Below are 22,254 nucleotides of genomic sequence, written 5' to 3' on the forward strand. Positions count from 1 at the left end.
TTAAGCGCGAGCTCACTCTGCTAACGAAGAGTCAGTTCCCGTTACGTAAACTCGAAAGTCGCTGTTTTGAAAATCTGGCTTTTGATCAATCGGCCCGAGTCGCTCGCAGATGAAAATCGTGGCTTCAGTGATCTTTGTGAGTTCTTGCAACTCTTCGCTTGAGATTCGACCATCGAGAAAGGATTGCTTTTTCCAAAGGACAATCGCCCAGCGGCGGCGGTTCCAGGCGATAATTGATTTCGCATCCTGTGGACAGTCTTTGTAGTTGACGTACTCAGCCCGGTCACAATACCACTTCACGGCCCATTGGTTTCCGAAGCTGTAAACCAATGCCGATTTCTCGGTGTTGTCATCAATCCACTGGCAAGCTTCAATCCAGTTCTGTCGCTTGGAAACAGACATTTTGCTGGGGTTTTGCTCGGAACCGGGAATGACGAGACCACTCCACGTCAGCAGAAGAGTGCAGCAGATAACGCTTCCGGTCTGCTTGGCTGGCGAAGCGAATTTCTTCTTAATCCAGCTCAGAAATGACTTCCCAACGGCAATGCTGAGAGCAACGGGAACCATTAAATCGGCAAGACGGAAGGGATAGAACTTGAGTGCCGAAATCCGCCATACATAACCGGGCATCTCTTTGATGGGGCGTGGTCCCCAACCGATCCAAACTCCGCAAGCGGCGATGATTAAACTCGAAAGAATCAACAGGTTCCACCAGCGATCGCTCTCGCGAACTTCTCGTTTTGGAATGAAAAGTATCCAGACGAAAATCATCGCAGCGAAGTATCGATAGGCGACCTTCGGAAATTTCATGGGGTCCAGATGATGCGAAAGGCGATGCCCAACTTGAAGAACTGTCGCGATTCGAGAAGCTTCCTGATCATCATTCAACACAGCCATTCCTGCGGAAATCAAGCCTGGGCTGGCAGCCACAAGAAAGAGAAACATCGAAAGCCCCCACACTTTCACACCGGGAACATTCTTACGGATGTTTTCTTTATCGCTGAGCAGAACAAAACCGAACGTTGCCATGACTGTTGCGAGTGTTCCCCAAACTCCCACGACTGGGTGAAAGGAAATCGCTAAGCCAGCCAGAAGCGCGCTCGATGGAAATCGAAGTATGATTACCTGCGAAATGGCCCAGAACAATAAACCGTAAGCGATCACTTTCGATTCAATACCGCCGACAAGCCATTCGCCCGACCAGTTTCCAGCAGATTGCAAGACGAAAAAGATGCTGAGTGAAACAACCGACGTCCACGCACTTTGAGACAGTCGAACACAAAGGAGGTGCCAACCGACCGCCAACGGGACGAGACCAATAACTCTTGCCATCACCGCAGTGGTATCGAGTGAGAAATATTTTGTGAGCCAGCCGAATGTGGCGTAAAAGACAAGATGCGGATTCGATGAAGTCAGGAAGATGTCCCGGCTGCACCAACTCGGATCCCAAAAGTGTTTGGCTTTGCACAAGTAGTGCGGCTCGTTGACTCCCGGAATGGGAACTCTCAGCAAAGAGAACAGAACAAGAAGGCCATAAGCGCAGAGTAATGCCGACCAAAAACCAACCCCGGCAAGTGCCGGGGAATGAGGCTCGGTTTTTGGAGTCGACAGCGACACAATTCGTTCGTCTCAAGAGTATTCGCTCGCCACAACGGCAGACTTTGAATTCAGCGAAAAATCAGTGTAAAAATCCCAGCGGGAAAATCGGAGAGGCACAGAACAGGACTCGCCCCTGTCCTTTTAAACGGTCTGCTTTAATTGATCTCCGTATCGTGTCACCACTGTTTTGTGCGGGACAAAGAAGAGAGGAATCGGGAATTGATCCCCCAGTCTCGCCTTCTTGAGATGTCTCGCAAGACTACTTTTTCTTTGCTTTCTTTTTGGCCGGTTTCTTCTTTTGAGCCTTTGCTGGTTTTTCAGCAGCAGGCTTAGCGGCAGCTTTCTTTTTCGTTGCTGCTTTTTTCTTTTTCTTACCAAAAATCTGATCCCAATTATCCCAGTATTCTGGGGTGGCACCGGTGCGTACAATTGGACCGCTCATTGCAGGTCTCTCCTGAAGTCTAAAATCGTTATCGTTTGGGCAGGTTGAAACGTCAACCCCCAGAAATGACATGTTTTATTGTGAATCCGGTCGATGTCAACAACGCCCGGGCTTGAGTGTAATCACTGGATTCGGTTAACTAGTATCATGAACTTTCACGAATTTGAACGCGAAAAAATTTTTCGAGGGATCTGGGACTCCGTTTCGATCGCCCGTCCTGTTCCGTATACATTATTCACTTTTGGCGATTCCGATCTCGAATACTACCTGATTGTCGATTCGGAACAACCGCACCAGCCAGTTGAAGTGAGTCGTGGTGTTGTTAAAGTCGCTCGGCCTGTGCTCATCACGCCGGAGAACAGTCATCCCGAGTTTCGGAATTTCTTCGAAGACAACGAATTCGGAGGAATGGTCGACTTCCTGATGTCTCGCACAGCAGCGTTTTCGAATCTGCAAATTGAAAACCACAAGCAAAAAGCGGAACTGCTCAGCGACAGTGTCGAAGAGATTGTTGCCCGATTGAACAAAACTCTCGACGACCAGGATGAGGACCGCATCGCGATTCTTACTGCTCCTTACAAACTGGGAGGGGTGGCTGTGCTGAAGTACGCGACTGATCGAATCATTGAAAGCGCCGCCGGCAACATTCAGGAGTTTCGAGAAAAAGGATTCCTGCCGTAGTTGAATCTGCACAAAGAGACTCAACCCAACCTGCGTCACACAACTCGGTTTTCCCCGGTGAATCACCGGGGATCGAATCGTTGGAGAAGATCGCCTAAGAGTTCTTCAACAGTTCGTGCAGAACCCTTGGTGGGGACATCGGGAGTTCGTTCATGCGGACTCCGACAGCGTTGTGGATGGCTGCATTGAGAGTTGCTGGCGGAGGACAGATCGGAACTTCACCGACTCCGCGAACGCCGTAAGGATGATCGGGATTCGGAACTTCCACGATGATGGCGTCGATGTTCGGTAAGTCGAAACAGGTCGGCATGCGATAGTCGAGGAAGTTGGCATTCATGAGCAGGCCATCTTTGTTGTAGACATACTCCTCGTTCAACCCCCAGCCAACGCCTTGAGCCACTCCACCCTGAATTTGTCCTTCGACATAAGCTGGGTGAATCGCTGTCCCGGCGTCCTGTGCTGCGGTGTATCGCAAGATTTCGACCTTCCCGGTGTCTGGATCAACTTCGATATCGGCACAATGGACGCCAAAAGCATTGCTTGAAGCGGGAGCGCTAATGCTCGCTGAGGCCGTAATCGATTCCCCGGTTGCGATGATTTTATTCGCGAGTTCAACAAAGGACATCTGTTTTCCATCGGGGCCAGCGATCGTTCCGTCGTCTTCATAGCGAACATCGGTCACGTCACATTCCCAGATCCGAGCTGCTCGCTCACACATTTGATCACGAATTTTCAAGCCCGCTTCATGAACAGCCATGCCTGTCGCCAAGGTCACCCGACTACCGCCTGTGACATCCGTGTAGCCGACACTGTCTGTATCTGCGACAATCGGCTGCACATCTTCCGCAGCGATTCCAAGCGTTTCTGCAAGCTGCATCGAAAGAGATGTTCGTGTCCCGCCAATGTCTGTTGAGCCTTCAATCAATGAGACTCTCCCGTCCGAGTTCACGTTGACTGTGACGCTCGATTTCAGTCCCGCGTTGAACCAGAATCCGGAACCGACTCCGCGTCCACGATTTGGACCTTCCAGTTTGGATTTGTAATGGTCGCTGTCCCTGATTGCTTCGAGGCATTCTACGAGACCAATTTTCGGATAGACCACACCATCTGGACGGCGTGTTCCTTCTTTGGCAGCGTTATCAATACGGAACTGAAGTGGATCAACGCTCAGCTTTTCCGCGATTTCATCAACAACCGCCTCAACTGCGAAGGCAGCGTTCGTCGAGCCAGGTGCGCGGTAGGCATTTGTGCGAGGCTTATTGACGCAGACGTCGTACCCTTCAACACGCGCGTTCGGAATGTCGTAGCAGGCGAGGATGCACATGCAACCAGCATTGACTGGCGAACCGGGATAGGCCCCCGCTTCATAAGCGAGATAAGCATCAGCCGCTATAAGTTTGCCGTTCGAGTCAGCTCCGAGCTTGACGCGGATATATGAACCGGGTGTCGGGCCGGTCGCTTGAAACACATCGGTCCTGTTCATTGTGACCTGAACGGGCCGACTCGATTTCTTTGAGAGCAACAGAGCCACCGGTTGCTCATAGACAGAGATCTTCCCACCAAATCCGCCACCAATTTCTGTCGGGACCACCTTGATCCATGTCAGAGGAATTTCGAGCAACTCAGCAAGCTGATGCCGAACGCTGAAGGCTCCCTGTGTACTGGTCCAGACAGTACAGCGACCATCCCCATGCCACAAAGCAGTTGAAGTGTGAGGCTCGATGTATCCTTGGTGAACGGTCGCTGTCCGAAACTCTTTTTCGATGACAACGTCTGCCTTCGAGAAAGCGTCTTCTGGGTCTCCCTGCTCATAAACATATTTGGCAGCGACGTTCGTCGGAGAATCAAAAATGGTCTCGCCGAATTCGACAGTTCGCACATCATCGTTGAGGACAGCAGCATCCGTTTGCATAGCATGCCGCACGTCGAGTTCGACCGGCAGCTTTTCAAATTCAATTTTGATCAGCTTTGCAGCTTCTTCAGCGATATGAATATTGTCTGCCGCCACCGCAGCAATCGCATGCCCCTGGTAAAGGACCTTATCCTTCGCGAGGACGTTTGCGCTCAAATGCCGCAAATTGACAGACCCTTCACCCAGTTCAGCGACTCGGTCACTCGCTGCGGGAAGATCCGCACCAGTCACGACGGCATGGACACCGGGGAAATTTTCTGCTTCGGTTGTGTCGAGGGAGAGAATTTTTCCATGAGCGATCGGGCTACGCAGAATAAACCCTTGCAACATTCCGGAAAGCCGGACATCTGAACCGTATTGAGCCCGCCCGGTCACTTTGTCCGCCCCATCATGGCGAACTGGACGAGTTCCGATCACCTGATACTCGTGAATGTGGTGCTTAAGGGTGATTGAACCGTGACTTTCCGACATCATTACGCTCCTGAGCTGAATTTCGATGCTCTGTTTGTATGCCGAACTGGCAAGCCACGCAAGCAATCAGGAGAAAGTGATCTGAAACGACTCCATTTAACACAGAATTTTCATGGAACACCGCCCAAAATTGCGGGAATCGCTGCGATTCACTCGATTTGCAATCACACTGTCAGATTGCCTGGCACACGCCATCGCCTGCCGACCTGGCGAGAGGCCGGACATTCAGATTCCGGTTTGACTTTACCTCGGCGGCGCACGAATCTATGAACGCCTGACACTGACTCGGGAATCGATGCCATTCGATGGAGTTTCGTTCACTTGCTCAGGTTTTGTTGGTGCAAATTCAGTAAGCGTCAATAAGTGGAAAATCCAGAAGCTTGAACACATTCGCGTTTCCTGTTTTTGTGAAGAGTGCTTTTCATGTGATGAATCGCTCTCTTCCACGAGACAGAACGCGTACACCTTTTCAATACTGCTTGAGGAAGAATGACAATGTCGGCACAAAAGATTGGTTTCATTGGCGCAGGGAAGATGGCGACGGCATTGGCAAAAGGGGTGATCAACTCTGGCTTTGCCGCTACGGAAGATCTTCTGGCCAGCGACAGTTTCGCAGACTCGCGAGTTGCTTTTGAAAAACAGACCGGTTCGCAAACAACAGAGAACAACCTCGATGTCCTCAAAGCGGCTGACGTTGTTATTCTTGCGGTGAAGCCTCAAGTGTTGGGGGACGTGCTGACGGAATTGTCGAAAGAGGCAACCGCCGAGCATCTCTTTGTTTCAATCGTCGCTGGAGCACAACTGGAAACACTCCAGCAAGCGATCCCTGTGAGCCGACACGTACGCGTCATGCCAAACACACCGGCGATTGTCCAACTGGGAGCTGCCGGATTTTCCTGCGGGGCGAAAGCCACCTCCGACGATGCTACGTTTGTACAAGAGATGCTCGAAACAGTTGGCCTTGCTCTGAACGTTCCCGAACATTTACTGGACGTGGTGACTGGTCTTTCAGGCAGCGGTCCTGCATACGTGTTCGAGATGATCGAAGCTCTCAGCGATGGAGCCGTTCTTATGGGTCTTCCCAGAACCGCGGCGACACAATTGGCGGCTCAAACTCTGCTCGGAGCTGCAAAAATGGTTCTCGAAACCGGACAACATCCGGGTGCTTTGAAAGACGCCGTCACCAGTCCCGGCGGGACAACAATCGCCGGCCTCCATCAACTCGAACGAGGCGGACTGCGCGGCGTCCTCATGAACGCCGTACAAGCTGCGACAGAAAAGTCTAAAGAGCTCGGAAAAAAGAGCTAACAGCTGGAAAGCATATTGAAGAGCAAAAATGCTTCGTATCTGTGAGGAGTAATTTCGCCCAACAAACTATCGGTCTGCACGAGATAGAACGTGCAGACCGATATTGAAACTACTCTCCCAGTTGAACTTTCGCCCAATCTTTTTTGCCGGCGCGGACGATCATTCCCGGAACAATTTTAATCCAGTCTCCACGGTCGGCAATTTTTGTTTTTTCTCCGTCAATCAGGAAGAAGACAGCTCCTCCCTTGATCCGTTGAATCGCCTGAGATGTCGACGGAACCAGTTCCAGTTCTTTGAGAAGTTGAGCCGCCTGAATTGATCCTTCTTCGTTGAGCAACGCACGGCTGAGGGACTTCTCCGGAATCTCCGAAGGGAGATTCCCCTCTCCAATTTCCTTTTGCCAACGTGCCGCCGCGTCTTCCGCAGCGGTCTCGTCGTGATATTCTGAAATGACCGTTTTACCCAGACGGACTTTTGCTTCTTTGGGGTGTCCTGCGAGAATTTGATCGACTTCGTCGAGATCAATTCCAGTGAGCAACTCGTAGTACATTTTCATAACATCATCGGGAAGCTGCATGAACTTCTTCATCATCTCATAGGGAGATTCCGAGATCCCAATGTAGTTCCCCAAACTTTTCCCCATTCGGCGAGTCCCATCGGTACCGACGAGAATGGGTGACATAATCCCGATTTGCTGATTCTGGCTTTGATCCTTTTGAAGGTCGCGAGCCAGCATGAAACTGTAAAGTTGTTCGGTCCCACCAAGTTCGACATCGGATTGAATGACGACTGAATCCCAGGCCTGCATGACGGGATACAGGCATTCATGCAAGAAAATAGGGACTTCTGCTTTCATTCGTTTTGCGAAATCGTCACGCGTAAGCAGTTGAGCCACGGTCACTTTACCGCACAGATTGAGAATCTCGACCAAGCCCATTTTCCCGAACCAGTCGCCGTTGCGGTGAACTTCGGCGTTGTCGAGATCGATGACTTTGCCGACTTGGTTCAGGTAATACTTTGCGTTCTCTTCAATATCTTCTTCGGAGAGTTTCTTCGTGCGGGCTTCGTCTCGACCGCTGGGATCACCGACCATGGCGGTGGCGTTTCCGATGATGATCACTGCCTGATGACCTAAATCCTGAAACTGCCGCATCTTTCTCAGGGGAACAGTATGCCCCAGATGAACATCGGCCGCTGTCGGGTCGATTCCGTATTTCACTCGTAAGGGGGTATTGGTCTCGCGGCTTTTCTGGAGCTTCGCAGCGAGTTCTTCTTCCGGAACGATTTTTTCAACACCGCGCCGAAGGATTTGAAGTTGTTCATCAACTGGAGGAAATGACATGAGAGTTGTTTATTAAGCAAGGTGTGTAAATCGAGCCGATCTCAACGTGCAACGGAAACGTTGAAGATCCTGAAAATCTGTCTCTGCGAATACAATAACGAAGCGGAAAAAAGAAAACAGCCGCGAACTTTCGCGGCTGTCAATGTTTTGGCGATGACATCAAATCGAGTTTCACCCAAGCCGACATTCCGGCTTACTGATTTTCTCAGAGATCACTGCGGTTGATTGATCGGGGCGAATTTAATTTTTTCGATGTAGGTAATTTGCTGATCACCTTGCATTCGCCCCCGACAAGCCGAGATCGCCTTGACGATGTAGCGATAGTGCAAGTTGTAATCGGGATTAAGTTCGACCTCGAGGTCGTCGCTAAAACCTTGTTGTCCACCGGCAATTTGACCGATTTCAGCATTTAATCGTTCAAAACAAAACGGAAAATCGTTTCCGAGTGAGCGACCCCCAAACCACAACTGGCTCAGTGTGCCATCTTCATTCGCTTCCAGCCGGACCTTGAGGTCAAGCGGCGGTGGAGTGTCGTCCGCCTGCTGAGAAACTGCTCCCAACGGCATATTGATATTGAAGTCCCCTTCCGGAGGAACGATTTTCAATGTGAGCAAGAAGAAGATCAATAGCTGAAACACAATGTCGATCATTGCCGACATTTGCATATCCACTTTCGTGTCTGTTTCTTTTCGTCGAATCTTCATATCACTGACTCAGCAAGCACACTCGTTCTGTAGAATTTCATTTTCCGCGCAGGGGTCACTCTTCTTCGTCCGACTTGGCCTTCAGCGCAAACTTCGTGAACTTTGCTTCCTGCCCCATTTTTATGAGTTCTTGGATAAGCCCTGTCGGCACATCTCCATCGGCACGAATCACTACCGTAATCCCTTCAGCCTTGGCTTTCCCGTACTGCTTTTCCGAAAGAGCATATTCCTGCTTCAATCGGGGAAGGTAATCCAAGACACGAATCTTCTCGTCACCGTAGTAGATAACGGCGTCTGGGTTGATTTTATTTCCTTGCTGATCACGGTCAAAACCGACGTTCAGAACAACTTCCTGCTCACGTGCGACTTTCGGTGGGCGGGCAAGTTTGTCTGCTGGAAGTTTGACACGTTCATCAGCTTGAGTTTGCTCGAAGTTGGTGACAATCATGAAAAACGCGATCAACTGAAAAGTCATGTCGATCATCGGTGTCATATCCGCTTCGACAACGGTCGGTTTGGTATGTGGAATTTTCATGACTGCCTCAATTTAAAACTGAACCAACTTGCAGCGATTTCAACTTAAAACTGTACCAACTCGAACACAAGCTTCTGGATTCGGCACTGAGCTCTCTTCGATTACTCAGCCGATTTCCCAACAGGCAAGCGGCTCATCAAACCTTCGCTGACACGACCCACTTCGAGAAGCAAACGTGAAACACGGTTACGTAGCAAGCTGTAAGCGATAATGGCAGGAATCGCGACGACAAGTCCTTCCAGCGTGGTAAACAACGCTGTAGAAATTCCGTCTGCAAGATCTTTTGGTTTTGGAGCAACAGGAGCGGTTGCAATGGTTCGGAAGGAAGCAATCATCCCCCAGACAGTTCCCATCAATCCGATCATCGGAGCAACCGAACCGATCAAGGCCAGATAGCTCAGACGGTGTTCCATGGTCATGCTTTCCTCTTCACCGACTTCCTGCATTCCTTCGATAGCTTCTTCGTAGCCACGATTGAGTCGGCTGAGTCCGGCAGCGAGAACGCGAGCGATGAGTGATTCATCGTTACGGGCGATTTCGTAGGCTCCCTGGTAATCTTTGGCGTTTAACTTCTCTTCAAAAGCTGCCACGAAACCTTCCGGGAGCATGTTGTCGCGTCGCACTTGCAACAAGTTCATCATAATGACTGCCACCATAATGAAGGAAATGAGCAGCAAGACTGCTCCAAACGCTCCCGAAGCGTTGATCATCCAGACAAGGAATGTTTCATTCGCTGGATTCTTTTCTTCACTTTCCTCTTCAGTCCCCGCTGGAGCAGGTTCGGCAGCTGGTTCCGCTGCCTCTGCCGCGGCGGGTTCAGCTTCGGCCTCCTGGAATGCCCAACTGGAACTGGGGGTGGATGCGACAAACATCGCCATGATTAACATGAGAAGGGTGGTCGCCTGCCAGAGCCGTCGTTGTCGAGTTCGACCAAGAAACATCAGATTCTCCGCTAACAAATAAGCCTATGGATCAAGTCAGTCTATAGATTTGGTTCTAATTCAGGCCCAACGAAACCCACTTGATTTGGGACCGTTATGGTTCGGGCTGAAAGGACGTGTGATCATAGAATGACACAGGACCGGTCGCCATCGACTGATCCGTATATTTTTATAACGAAACGCAAACCGAGTACGAATATTCAGGGACGTTCCTGTCCCCTCAACCACATCTTGCGACTCATTCATTCGTCCAAAAACGGAACTTGAAGAGATCAAACTGAATCTTTCTCAATCGAAATGGAATCATCCTGAAACCGACCCTGTCCCATCAGAGATCGCAAGTGCGTTGAAGATCATTGAGTCCGTTCGACGTCAGTTGGCCCCTGAGAGCTGCTTTGTCCAGGGGCTGTTGGGGTAGTCCGATTCCAGCTTAGCTGCGGCATCGGCGCTACGGCTCGGCTGGTTCAGTGCTGGCCACAGCTTAAATAATCTAAAGAGGGCTTCTGCATGCAAATCGGAATGGGCAGCGAAAGCTGGAATCACATCGACATGCAAGTAAGCCAAGACAGCCTCTTTGTTCTTTTGCCCCTGACTGACGTAGCCATCACCTAGTCTTAAGTATGCTTCAGCATTAATCCGCGAGTCATCCGCGGTCGTTTCTTCGATCACTTTATTCAAAATTGTGGTCGCTTCGTCTTGTTTATTCTGACGTTGCAGGCATTCTGCCTGACCGAGCTTGGCTTGAAGTTGACGTGATTTTTCAGCTGCACTTTTTGTACTCATCGCAGCGACCTGATCGAAAATCGCTTTGGCTCCGTTAATATCGTTGCGAGCAAGCAGTGTCTCGGCGTTCCCGATCTTGCCTGCCATTTGATAATCCGTCCAAGGAGCCTGCTCAAGAACCGTATAGGCCTCTTCTGCGGTACCGGCATCGTTCACCTGTAAAGCAGTGGAAGCCAGAATCATCTGAGCATCGAAGAAACGATAGAAATCGCGATTGGCTGCGATGAATTCTTTGAGTTGCGTGATGGCAGACGCAGCCTGGTCTGGATCAGATTGAGCCAGCTTCGAGGCAGTCCTGGCAAGAGAAAAGGTAATATCGGCTTTGACTCGAGTATTGCTGGCTTCAAGAGCCGCTAATGCTTCCTGGTACCCCGTGACCGCTTGCGAGTAATTCCCATTGCGTTCGTTACTCCGCGCAAGTCCCAAGGCGGGAGGCTCACCTTTCCATTCAATATAGAGGATATCGTTGGCGGGAATTTTTTCCGTTTTATTCCCAACCTTTTGCGTGACTGTCACGTCAGTCTTGGTCACTTCAGTGATTTCGCCCGCGACAGGCTTAGCTGTACTCTTTCGATAAACGGAATCAATCGTTTGTGCGGAGGAGGTTGTTGACAGGACGAACAAGAGTCCGCAAGCAGCAAAGAGATGGTGTCGACACATGTTATATTCAGCTTCGTTGAGAGAAATCGTAGTATTCAAATCGCAATGACCCGACGGGAGTTGCCCGGCTTCTTATTTTCCCGGATCTTTAGGTCTTTTCTTAGTTGGCTTCTTCTGTTTTGGAGCTTCCCCGCCCGCTTCTTTTTGAGCGGCTCGCGCCTTCGCTGCCCGTGCAGCTTTGATTTTGCGAATTTCTTCTTCCGTGTATTTCCGCTTTGCTTTCTGCTTTGTCGCAGCCGGTTTTTCGGTGGACTTTCCGGTAGGCTTTTCGCTGGACTTGCTTGTTGCGGTCTTCTGTTTTCCGCCAAGGTCCAACGTTTGCTTTTGCTTCTGCTTAACAGCTTTTTTCTTCGGTGCTTCGACAGGAAGTGAAATCATTGGAACCGGTTCATCACCATCAGATTTTTTCGGTGCTGTTGACGGATCATAATTCGCGTATTTCTTTTTGCTTTGACCGACCGCCATGTAGTACAGGCCTGCGACCGCTCCCCCTCCGAAGAGAAGCATTACGATCATCAGCAAAGGACTGCTTCCGCCAGAAGCTTCAGCTTCTTCGGTTCCTTGAGTTGCCTGATTTCCGGCAACCTGAGGCTCTGCATCAATCACACCAACCGGATCGGTTCCCTTCTTATCCAGGTCACGGGGAAGGTCAATAATGGGGCTCCCAAGTGCCTCAAGAATCTTCTGGTACAATGCATTAAACCGGGCATACTCTTCATCCGGCCAACGTGGAGAGATTCGTTGGAAACCGGCGACAGCAGCCTGAGCACGTCTGATGTGGGTGACAGCCTCTTCCTCATCAGCGACGGAATTCCCCCACTGAAGTTCTGTCTCGGCGATACGGTAACGAGCATCATAATGAAGCTTTTCCAGTCGCTCGTCTTTTTTGGAGAAGAGTTCTCGTTGCAGATACTGAGCCATTTTCGCCCAACCCCAAATCGTAACAGGATCACCTTCTTTAGAACCTTGCAAGGCTGGCTGGAACTTCTCAACCGTTCCGAGTTCTCCGCTGGATGCCCATTCCTGATACAAGCTCGCCGCCTCAAACTGAGCGTCCAATGCAGACGGATTCGTTTTCAAAATGTCCAGAATCACAGTCTCGGCAGCGGCATAATCTGGCTTGCGACGCAATGAACTCGCCAGGCGTAATTTGGTTCCGATGATTTGGCTCGGATCACTCACAAAATTGGGATCGCTGGCAACGCTCGTTAGGATTTTCTCATAGGCGTCGGACGCTTTCCCAAAGTACTCCTCCGATTTGGAGGCGGTATCCCGCGAACCATCTGCGAGGCTGGTGTAGGTCTCAGCAATCCACAACAGCGAATAAAATGTTTGACCATCTTCCCGGTTGTAGAGATCATTCAAGAACGCCTCGAATCCGGCACGTACTTCAGCGAGTCGCTCTTGTTCATTGGCTGCCCTGAGTCGATCAAGTTCCTGTTCAAGCTCACGGCCAAACTCGATGTAAACCTGCGTGAGTGCAGCCGCATCTTCTTTACCGGCAACGTTCTCGAGGTCTTCACGAGCTTTTCTGGCTGCGTCCAGATTCTTCAATCCGATTTGGGCACGCAGAAGTTGTTGATATGCCAAACTCGCCATTTCGCGGCTTTGCGCCTTAGACGGATCTTCGGGGCGGGCCTCGCCTTTCTTGACCGCAACAGCTTTGATCACCGGATGCGGTTCGGCGGTTAAGAGTTCGAGTGCTCCTTGAGGGCCATCTTTCTCCTTCTTGTAGATCCCATCAAGATTGCGAATGCTCACAAGCGTGAGTTTCGCACCGACAAGATCATCAGGAAGCGGTTTATCTGCTGGAATTCCTTTTTCCGCTTCAGCAAGTCCGGTCTCTAAATGCTTGACTGCAGCAGCTTTCCATTTGGTGAGATCTTCACCGGAGGGACGTTCACCTTCAGGCTTGGCAGCGGAAAGAACATACTGTCGCCAATACGATTTTCCGGCAGAGACTTGTGCTTGAGCATAGCTCGATGTCCCAGCGGGGACTTTCTCGTACCAAGCTGCAGCTTGAAGAAGGTCACCTGCCTGAAAGTGGATTTTTGCGACAGCGTTTCGAGCATCGTTTGCTCGATCAGACTCTGGCCACCGCTCAGCGATTTTCTCCGCCATCCGCGTCAGCATCGCTGCTTCAAAGTCTCGGTTGTTCTCATCGGCACTTGAATAGGCGTAGTCGAACGAGGCCATCGCAACGAAAGCAGCTTCAAGGCCGACTTCTGGGTATTCTTCGCTGAACTTCGACATCTGATACTCCGCAACAGCAGCGGAGTCGTAGTATTTCTTCTGAAGCAGGAGGCCGTATGCGAGTCGTAATCGTGCGGAGTTCACCAGAATCGGGTCGATCTCCGGACGTTTGAGCTTCAACGCGATGTCGTACAGGCGAGTCATTTCGGCAGCGATTGCTATCAATTCTTCCTGCTTCGCAAGTGCCTCCTTGTTTTTTCCGGCAGCCTTCAGCTTCGAAATTTCCGTGTTGATCACATTGACCTGATCGAGCAGCAACTTGGCATTCCCATTCGCCGTTTCAAAATCTTTAGGGTCGCCAGGTTCCCGGTTCAATGCCACCATGACTCGTTGAACCATCGCTGTGGCGGGTGTTTTCAATTCACCGGGAAATCGGCTGATGGTCCGTGAGCGATTTAAGGCTTGAGTCAGGTAGGCGAACTTCTGCGTCTCGGGGGTGGTTCGATCTGTCCCGAGAGATTCAAAGGCTCGACACATCTCCCATTGGATACCCAGACCGACATTCGTTCGAGAGCGAGCTTTCGCATCGCGCAACCACTCCTCTCCCTCGATTGTGACAAGCTTGTAGTCTTTGCGTTTTTCGTGATTCAGACAAATCAAGCGAAATCGTAAAGCCCTGTCTTTCAGGCTCAGCATTGTCGCTGACTTTCCTTCATGGCCGAGAATTTCTTCATAAAGCCCCAGAGCGATCCCGATTTCCCCCTGTTCTTCGAAGCATTTTCCTTGCCACATCCGAGCAAATAAACCACCGAGAACACTCCGGTGTTTTTTGTGAATTTCCTCGAACTCGAAGGCTGCTGCGGTCAAAATCTCTTTGCGTTTTGCGTCATCTTCATCGTAAGTTTGAGCGGTCCAGTATTGACACTGGGCAAGGTCCAACAGTGCTTCAATATGAGATGCGACCGCTTCGTCCCGAGCCTTGATGGTTTCCTTCTCTTCGACCGGGATGAATGTCGGAAACGAATCAACAACTTTTTTATGTTGACCGACAGCCTGTTGAAAAATTGTTTCAGCCCGCTTGATCATCGCTCGGGCGTTTTCACGAAACAGATCGCGGTTTCCTTCGTTTGAAGGTTTGTCACCATCCCAAATCTCGACCCGCGCCTGCTCTAACAAAATTCGACCACGTGACGTATTCGCCCGGCCAGCGAGAAGATGCGTCGGAGCCGCTTTCACAAATTGCTCGAACGACGCCTCCGCTGCGTCCAGCTGCTTTCGCTGGTCGTTGAGGTTTTTCAGTGTGCGAGCATGATCGAGCAGCGTTTGCCCGCGCTCATACGGAAGCACTTCTCGAACTTCCTTCGGCAACGTCTCGTCTGCTTCTACCGTAGCGAGATATTGCAGAGCGGTGTCGTAATAACCTCGATGCCTTAACCCTTCGATGAATTCCAAAACAGGCTCTTTTGCAAAAGCCGATGAACTGCATAAGAAAATGCAGCACGAGAAGACAAAAGCAGAAAAGTAGACCTGACGAAAAAATCGCATGAAGTGAAACCGTTCTCTAGCCATTTTCATGGTATATGTGCTCGCGAAAACCAAGTGTCATCCTTGCCACGATTCTATCATCTCACAGCTCGCACCGCAGAAATTGGTGGCGTTCTGGCGAGTTCGGGCAAAATTGTAAAACACCGGATTCAGAACTTCTCAGACAAGACATTCTCTGTGGTGGTGTTGCTCTCTTACAATCCAGAGAGCAATACAGAAGTGATCAGATCAGTTCAGTTCTAAACGCAGTCATTCCGAATTATTGACACAAATTCGAGAAGTGGATGTGAAAATAAGCTGGCCTGTCGATTGACGCAACCAACTTGGGATTTTCTGAAAGTCGTATTCGAATATGTCGATTGAATACTGTACACTTAGGTCTCTTAAAAATCCAATTCACTTGTCCGACGCCCCGCCTCGAAAGACAAAGAGTGAACTTCAGTGCAGTCCCCACTCTCTGATGTCATAGGAACAGCAATAATTCCATGCGCGATTCTTCCCCTCATCAAACTGCCAGCGTATCCATTTGCGTGCAACTTCGCCTGTTGCGTATCGCGATAATCAGCTTCGTTTTTTGTAGCTGCGGACTTGGCAGCCTTGGACAGAAAACAGCTTGCGCTGACGACAACATCAAACGCGCACAGGAAAAATTCTTCGAACAGCATGTCCGTCCATTGCTCGTTGAAAGCTGCTTTGAGTGTCATAACGACGAGAACCAAAAAGGTGGCTTGAGGCTCGACTCGATCGCTCATGCCCTCGCTGGCGGGGAGAGCGGGCCTGCAATTGATCCGCACAAGCCGGATGACAGCCTGCTGATGGAAGCTGTCCGCTATGAGTCCTATGAAATGCCCCCCAGCGGAAAACTGTCCGACGAGAAAATCGCCATACTCGAAAAGTGGATTTCAATGGGGGCTCCCTGGCCGGGCCAAAGCCGGAAGCCAGCGACCAAAAACCTGGCTGAGAAAATCACCGCCGAAGATCGACAATTCTGGTCTTTCCAACCCTTGGCAAATCCAAAGCCGCCAGAAGTTGAAAATGAAAAATGGGTCCGCAACGAAATTGATCGATTCATTGCCAGAAAACTTCAAGAACAAAACATTTCGCCCAGCGAAGAAGCAAGCCGCAAGACTTTACTCCGACGCTTGTCCTTTGACCTCACCGGTCTTCCTCCCACGCCTGAACAACTCGACAAATTTCTCGCCGATGCATCGCCGCAGGCCTACGAAAAGCTCGTCGACGAATTTTTAGCATCTCCTCGATATGGAGAGCACTGGGCACGATTTTGGTTGGACTTGGTCCGTTACGCGGAGTCGGATGGTTTTCGCAAAGATGATTACCGCCCTGACGCGTGGAGATATCGGGACTATGTGATCAACTCATTCAATGAAGACAAGCCGTTTGATCAATTCACGCGTGAGCAAATCGCTGGAGATGAAATCGCCCCGCACGATCCGGAAGCACTCACTGCGACCGGGTTCCTGAGACACGGAATCTACGAATACAATCAGCGTGATGCCAAAACACAATGGCAGGACATGCTCAACGACATTACCGACACCGTTGGAGATACGTTCCTCGGGATGGGGATGGGCTGTGCGCGATGCCACGACCACAAGTTCGATCCAATCCTTCAGAAAGATTACTTCCGGCTGCAAGCTTTTTTCGCCAACATCGCATTGAAGAACGATCGCCCACTGGCCACGCGTGAAGAGCTGAAAGCCTACGAGGCACAACTCGCGAAGTGGAAGGCTGCCAGCGCCGAAGCTCGGGAAAATCTCGAACTGCTTGAAGCTCCAAAACGAAAACAGCTCGCAGATTCCATTATCCAAATGTTCCCGGAAGATATTCAGGAAATGGTTGCGAAACCGTATTCCGAACGCACATCTTATGAAAACCAGATTTGCGAACTCGTCAACCTGCAGGTCGTCGACAGATACGCCACCATCTCATCAAAGTTCAAAGGCGAAGCAAAGAAAGAATGGGAAGCTCGCAAAGCAGAACTTGCTAAATTTGATCACCTCAAGCCCAAGCCGCTCCCTACTGGCCTTTCAGTGACGGATTACGGCGTTGTTGCTCCTCCGGTCTTTATCCCCAGTAAAGAACGGCTGGGCGAAATCGCTCCCGGGTTCCTGACAATCTTCGATCCGAAAGTTGCACACATTGAACCCGTCGCCCCAAATGTGCAAAGCACCGGTCGCCGAACCGCACTCGCCAACTGGCTAACCCGCGAAAATCATCCGCTCACAACTCGGGTCATCGTCAACCGAATCTGGAAAGAACACTTCGGTTCCGGAATCGTCGATAGTCCCAGCGACTTTGGACACCTGGGGGAACTGCCGACACATCCAGAACTACTCGACTGGCTCGCCACGCAATTTGTTGAAAACGGTTGGAGTTTGAAGTGGCTGCACCGCGAAATCGTACTCTCTGCGACGTACCGACAATCGGCGATTCGCACTGATCTCGACGCAGAAAAAATCGACCCCACCAATCGCCTGCTTTGGAAGTCGAATGTCCGACGACTGAAGGCTGAAGAAATCCGTGATGCTCAATTGGTCGCAACCGGAAAAATCGACTGGAAAGCCGGAGGGCCAGGCGAATCGGCTTCTTCCTCCCGACGCCGATCCATCTACACAAAAGTTCTACGCAACAAGCAAGATCCTCTTTTGGCAGCCTTTGATTTTCCTGATCGAATGACGAGCAGTCCAACGAGAAACACCACGACTTCTCCTTCTCAGTCGCTCCTGTTGATTAACGGAAAATGGACGCTCAGTCGTGCCAGCGAACTTGCTAAACGAGTCCACGCCAATCATTCATCAAGTCTCGAATCTCAATTGCGCGAAGCATTTCAAATCGTCCTCAGCCGAAGCCCGAATGAAGACGAATTACAAAAGCTTGTCGATTACCTCGATCAGTCAGAAAAAGCAGACGACGAAAAAATCAATCAAGTCACGCCGCAGATCAGCACTCAAGTGCTCGAAGTGAGCGACGAAAAAGAGAAGCCGCCAGTCCAGACAACTGACCAGTCGAATCTTCCCAGCGAACACTTCACTTTTTCCACCACGCTTCTCTTGCGTTCTATCTTTAAAAATGCATCAGTCCGAACAATTGCATCTCAATGGAACGGGAGTTCAGGACAACCCGGCTGGGCATTGGGAGTGACCAGCACAAAGTCTGCTTACAAGCCACGCAACCTGATCCTGCAACTCGTCGGGAAGAATGCAGCTGGAAAGCGGCACTATGAAGTCATCGCATCAAATATTCACCTCGAACTCAACCACCCTTATTCAGTGACGGTTTCCGTCGACATGACAAACCCCAAAGAAGAGGGAGTCCTCTTTGTTGTCAAGGATCTGATTTCAAACGAAGTCCAAACCTCTCACGCCGCTCATTCCGTGATCAAACCGGAAAGCAATCCGCATCCGTTCATGCTTGGTGGCAGAGCAACTCTGAAGCAACATAAATGGGATGGCTGGCTTGACGAGGTTCAACTTCTCAATGTTGCCCTTTCAGCTGATCAAATTACAGACAGCAACTACTCACCAACCGACAACACAGTCGTTGGGCGATGGAATTTTGATCGCCAGGAACTCCCCATTCAAGACGATGTCCACCAGAGAATGCTCGTCGTCGAAAGGAACTCCGATGATCCCCCAAACGCTTTAATCGACATCTGCCACATTCTGCTGAACTCCAACGAGTTCATCTACATTGATTAAAAGCAGTCCGATTAAGCTTGAGTAGGTCGCCATTCGGAGCTGGATTAAATCTTGGATGTCACCTTGAAAATGCGAGTCTTCCTTCCTTGCGATGCCGCTACTCTTCTTTGTGAGCATTCCCATCGCGGGCACTTTCGCTCTTCATGGAATGTTCTTCGAGCTCCATTTCACGTGCTCTGGTGAGAGCGGAAGCGAAGAGACCTGCTGGGACAGCGACAATTCCCAGCCCGATAAACAGAAGAAAGAACGTGAAAGTACGTCCACCCAACGTGATCGGATAGGCATCTCCATACCCGACTGTTGTGAGAGTGACGACCGCCCACCACATGCTGTGAAAGATGGACGCAAAAACTTCCGGCTGCGCTTTGTTTTCGAATTGATAGATGCCAACAGAGGCCAGGAACAAGAGAATCGAAGTCGCGGACAGAAAGATAACGATCTCCTCTTTGCTGATCAGAAGAGCGCGATGAAACCGCCGAATGGCGCGGCTGTATCGTACGAGTTTAAAAATCCGGAACAGCCTCAGCAGTCTGAAAGCTCGTAAGGATCGAAGGTCAACTCCCAACGAAAGATAAAAAGGAAGGACCGCAAGTAAGTCAACAATGCCAAAAAAACTTGTGATGAATTTCCATTTGTCATCTGCCACGTAAACTCTCGTCAAATACTCAAGTGTAAAGAGAATGACTGTGCAGCACTCGAACCAGAAGATCCATTTCTGAGTCAGGGGACTGATGTTCGGAAGTGTTTCGATCGAGAATGTAACGAGAGAAAAAACAATCAGAGCCTGGATCAGCAAATCGAAAATTCTTCCGAGACGCGTGTCTGAGTTTTCAACAATCAGCTTGAGAGAAGTCATTGGGAGTGGTTCCGTCCTCGAAATCAATTTGCATTCAACGACCTGCAATACATCGCGTCGTCATAGTTTCTTGATAAAAAATTAACGAACTGTAGATAAAAATGATCCAGGTGATCAGGAATTACGTAAAGAGTTTGTTCTTGTTTTCTATTGATTTCTTTTCTCCTGAGACATAGCTTTCATCGTACCCATCCAATCAGCAGTCGTTGATGCCACTTTGTTTGTAACTGATCTCATAATCGTTGTTCTCAGTTGACCTTTTCTGATTTCTAACCAGTCGAACGGTGAGTCCATGAATTTTGACTTCGAAGGCAACCCCGACTATGGGAGTTTGACCGTCCATCTTCAACCGGGAGACACCTTTCTCGCTGAGGCCGGAGCAATGGCCTATATGTCGAGTGGCATGGAGGTGAAGACCAAACTCATGGGCGGGATCGCACAAGCACTCATTCGAAAAGTGACCGGAGGAGAATCGCTGTTCGCGGGTGAGTACAGCCACCCCAGTGGTGGGACCATCAGCTTTTCACCGTCAGTTCCCGGAAGCGTTGTCCACCGAAAACTCGACAGCGATTCCATCTTGCTGACATCAGGCTCATTCCTTGCCTGCACTCCGGGAGTGAATTTGAAAATGAAGTTCGGCGGCCTGAAAGCCCTGTTCTCTGGAGAAGGGGCATTTCAAATTGAATGCTCCGGGACCGGTGATCTCTTCTTCAATTCATACGGGGCCATTGTCGAGAAAGAAATCAATGGATCCTACACCGTCGATACGGGGCACGTTGTTGCCTGGGACCCTTCACTGGAATACTCGATTGGTGGAATGGGCAGCATGAAAAGTACGCTGTTGTCCGGGGAAGGTTTAGTGATGAAGTTCACGGGACATGGGAAAATCTACCTGCAAACCCGCACCCTCAGCGGATTGGCAGGCTGGCTCAATCCGTACCTGCGTGGTTAATAATTTCAAAACAGGCCGTTGCGAAGACTGGCTTGTGAAGTGGCGGTGACGAGTCAATCAATTCTTTTTTCACCTCTCTCTTCACCGGCAGATCGAATTTCGAAACAACGAACAGGAGAGACTTCATGAACATCGAAATGCGTGAGCGCGGTGCGTTTTGCTCAGCGCTGGTTCACCTGGAACCGGGCGAAGAGTTCGTCTCTGAAGCGGGAGCAATGTTCCGAGCTTCAGAGAACATCGACATTAACGTCACCACGAAGTCGCGAGGAAAAGGGGGCATCATGGGGGGCCTCAAGCGCCTGATGGCTGCCGAGAACTTCTTCTTCTCGACATACAAGTGCAACAACAATGAACCGGGAGAAGTCGGTCTGGCTCCGACGCTTCAAGGCGATGTCCTCGCCGTTGAGTGTGACGGACAAAACAACTGGCTTTGCACAGGAGGAAGTTACCTTGGCTCCTCTTCAGGACTAGAGGTCAACACGAAGTTTCAGGGGCTGAAAGGATTCTTGAGCGGCGAGTCGATTTCGTTCGTGGAGATTTCCGGTCAGGGGGAGTTGCTCGTCAACGCCTTCGGGAGAATTGCTGTTTTCGATATCGATGGAGAATTGACCGTCGACACTGGTCATGTGGTCGCCTTTGAAGATTCATTGACATATGAACCTCGCAAGGCGGCTTCAAGCTGGATTCAATCGTACTTTTCAGGTGAAGGGATCGTGCTGAACTTCTCCGGGAAAGGCCAAATACTTGTGCAATCCCACAACCCGAAAGAATTCGGCGGCGTGCTCGGAAGCATGCTTCCTCCCCGAAAATAGTCTCCGCTCAGGTCTCTATTCAGGTCTCCGTCTCTGCCCGTCGCTGCTGATTCAGGTGAAAGACTTTCCATCATGAACTATGAAATTCTCGCTCAACCAAGTTACAGCTTACTGGAAGTTCAACTTGAGCCGAATGAAAAAATCGTTTCCGAAGCTGGAGCGATGGCCTGGATGAGTTCCAACATTAAAACCACGACATCCAGCCGAGGCGGGATGATGGCGGGTTTGAAACGTGCCGTCCTTTCGGGTGAAAGTTTCTTCCAGAACACTTACGAAGCAGAGAACGAAGCAGGCTCGATCGGCCTCGCCCCCGGAACCGCCGGGGACATCATCGCTCATGAGATGGATGGAGAACTCTATCTCGAAGCGGGGGCGTTTTTAGCATCAACTCCAGATGTTGTCTGCGATTCCAAATTCCAGGGACTGAAGGGACTTCTGGGAGAGGGGATGTTCACGCTTCGAATTTCGGGAACCGGAATGCTCTTCTTCAATGCTTACGGCGATATTGAAGAGATCGAAGTCGACGGTTCTTACACTGTGGATAACGGTTTTGCAGTCGCCTGGGACCCGAGCTTACAGTATTCAATTACCAGGTCGAAGAAGATTCGCTCATTCCTGTTTGCGGATCAACTCTTGATGAACTTCACCGGGAAAGGTCGCCTCTGGGTGCAATCGCGCAGCCCTCGCACACTCTCAAACTGGGTCCATCCTTTCCGCGCCGTAGAATCGAAGAGTTAAACATTTCAATTCTTGTCGAGCCCATGAAAGTCCCATTCATGGCTTTATAGATCGTCTGCCA

The 22,254-nt window shown here is 50.4% G+C and carries 16 protein-coding genes; 6 read left to right on the forward strand and 10 right to left on the reverse strand.

Annotated features, from left to right (window positions below; translation table 11 throughout):
• Positions 1-12: 12 nt before the first annotated feature.
• Together Mal48_RS20420 and Mal48_RS20425 are read right to left on the reverse strand one after the other, a co-directional pair.
• Positions 13-1,617 (reverse strand): DUF6798 domain-containing protein, encoded by a 1,605-nt coding sequence (locus tag Mal48_RS20420; protein ID WP_145204121.1) that lies wholly within the window; start codon positions 1,615-1,617, stop codon positions 13-15.
• Positions 1,618-1,858: 241 nt separating this feature from the next.
• Positions 1,859-2,041, reverse strand: coding sequence for an RNA polymerase subunit sigma (locus Mal48_RS20425; protein ID WP_145204124.1), 183 nt, complete (start codon positions 2,039-2,041; stop codon positions 1,859-1,861).
• A gap of 147 nt (positions 2,042-2,188) precedes the next feature.
• On the opposite strand from Mal48_RS20425, the gene Mal48_RS20430 reads away from it, so the two are divergent.
• Entirely contained in the window at positions 2,189-2,722 is a 534-nt protein-coding gene (locus Mal48_RS20430; protein WP_145204127.1) for a hypothetical protein, read from the forward strand.
• Positions 2,723-2,816: 94 nt separating this feature from the next.
• Here the strand turns inward: Mal48_RS20430 and Mal48_RS20435 are convergent, their stop codons facing one another.
• Positions 2,817-5,108, reverse strand: coding sequence for a xanthine dehydrogenase family protein molybdopterin-binding subunit (locus Mal48_RS20435; RefSeq protein ID WP_145204130.1), 2,292 nt, complete (start codon positions 5,106-5,108; stop codon positions 2,817-2,819).
• Positions 5,109-5,600: 492 nt separating this feature from the next.
• Between Mal48_RS20435 and proC the strand changes: the two genes are divergently transcribed.
• A complete protein-coding gene (gene proC / locus Mal48_RS20440) occupies positions 5,601-6,413 on the forward strand; it encodes a pyrroline-5-carboxylate reductase (RefSeq protein ID WP_145204133.1) in 813 nt (270 codons plus the stop codon).
• A 109-nt stretch (positions 6,414-6,522) separates the two neighbouring features.
• On the opposite strand, the gene tyrS is transcribed toward proC, so the two are convergent.
• The 6 genes from tyrS to Mal48_RS20470 all read right to left on the reverse strand — a co-directional run bounded on the left by tyrS (position 6,523) and on the right by Mal48_RS20470 (position 15,023).
• A complete protein-coding gene (tyrS, locus tag Mal48_RS20445) occupies positions 6,523-7,755 on the reverse strand; it encodes a tyrosine--tRNA ligase (RefSeq protein WP_145204137.1) in 1,233 nt (410 codons plus the stop codon).
• 212 nt (positions 7,756-7,967) lie between these two features.
• The gene (locus Mal48_RS20450; protein ID WP_145204140.1) at positions 7,968-8,459 is read right to left on the reverse strand and encodes an ExbD/TolR family protein; all 492 of its coding nucleotides are present in this window, start codon (positions 8,457-8,459) and stop codon (positions 7,968-7,970) included.
• A 55-nt stretch (positions 8,460-8,514) separates the two neighbouring features.
• The gene (locus Mal48_RS20455; protein WP_145204143.1) at positions 8,515-8,994 is read right to left on the reverse strand and encodes an ExbD/TolR family protein; all 480 of its coding nucleotides are present in this window, start codon (positions 8,992-8,994) and stop codon (positions 8,515-8,517) included.
• Positions 8,995-9,095: 101 nt separating this feature from the next.
• Positions 9,096-9,935, reverse strand: coding sequence for a MotA/TolQ/ExbB proton channel family protein (locus Mal48_RS20460; protein WP_145204146.1), 840 nt, complete (start codon positions 9,933-9,935; stop codon positions 9,096-9,098).
• 372 nt (positions 9,936-10,307) lie between these two features.
• Entirely contained in the window at positions 10,308-11,378 is a 1,071-nt protein-coding gene (locus Mal48_RS20465; protein ID WP_145204149.1) for a tetratricopeptide repeat protein, read from the reverse strand.
• Positions 11,379-11,450: 72 nt separating this feature from the next.
• A complete protein-coding gene (locus Mal48_RS20470) occupies positions 11,451-15,023 on the reverse strand; it encodes a tetratricopeptide repeat protein (protein ID WP_145204152.1) in 3,573 nt (1,190 codons plus the stop codon).
• A 578-nt stretch (positions 15,024-15,601) separates the two neighbouring features.
• On the opposite strand from Mal48_RS20470, the gene Mal48_RS20475 reads away from it, so the two are divergent.
• Positions 15,602-18,835: a DUF1549 domain-containing protein gene (locus Mal48_RS20475; protein ID WP_145204155.1), complete on the forward strand. Its 3,234-nt coding sequence runs from the start codon at positions 15,602-15,604 to the stop codon at positions 18,833-18,835.
• A 97-nt stretch (positions 18,836-18,932) separates the two neighbouring features.
• Here the strand turns inward: Mal48_RS20475 and Mal48_RS20480 are convergent, their stop codons facing one another.
• Complete coding sequence (locus Mal48_RS20480) at positions 18,933-19,691, reverse strand: ion transporter (RefSeq protein WP_145204158.1); 759 nt, start codon at positions 19,689-19,691, stop codon at positions 18,933-18,935.
• A 292-nt stretch (positions 19,692-19,983) separates the two neighbouring features.
• Here Mal48_RS20480 and Mal48_RS20485 point away from each other — a divergent pair, with 292 nt between their 5' ends.
• The 3 genes from Mal48_RS20485 to Mal48_RS20495 all read left to right on the forward strand — a co-directional run bounded on the left by Mal48_RS20485 (position 19,984) and on the right by Mal48_RS20495 (position 22,193).
• Positions 19,984-20,643, forward strand: coding sequence for a TIGR00266 family protein (locus Mal48_RS20485; RefSeq protein ID WP_145204162.1), 660 nt, complete (start codon positions 19,984-19,986; stop codon positions 20,641-20,643).
• A 125-nt stretch (positions 20,644-20,768) separates the two neighbouring features.
• Entirely contained in the window at positions 20,769-21,455 is a 687-nt protein-coding gene (locus tag Mal48_RS20490) for a TIGR00266 family protein (RefSeq protein ID WP_145204165.1), read from the forward strand.
• Positions 21,456-21,527: 72 nt separating this feature from the next.
• Positions 21,528-22,193 carry a TIGR00266 family protein gene (locus Mal48_RS20495; protein ID WP_145204167.1) on the forward strand — a complete coding sequence of 222 codons (666 nt, stop codon included), beginning with the start codon at positions 21,528-21,530 and terminating at the stop codon, positions 22,191-22,193.
• The last annotated feature ends 61 nt before the right edge of the window (positions 22,194-22,254 follow it).

Origin of the sequence: Thalassoglobus polymorphus (assembly GCF_007744255.1) — a bacterium.
GTDB lineage: Bacteria > Planctomycetota > Planctomycetia > Planctomycetales > Planctomycetaceae > Thalassoglobus > Thalassoglobus polymorphus.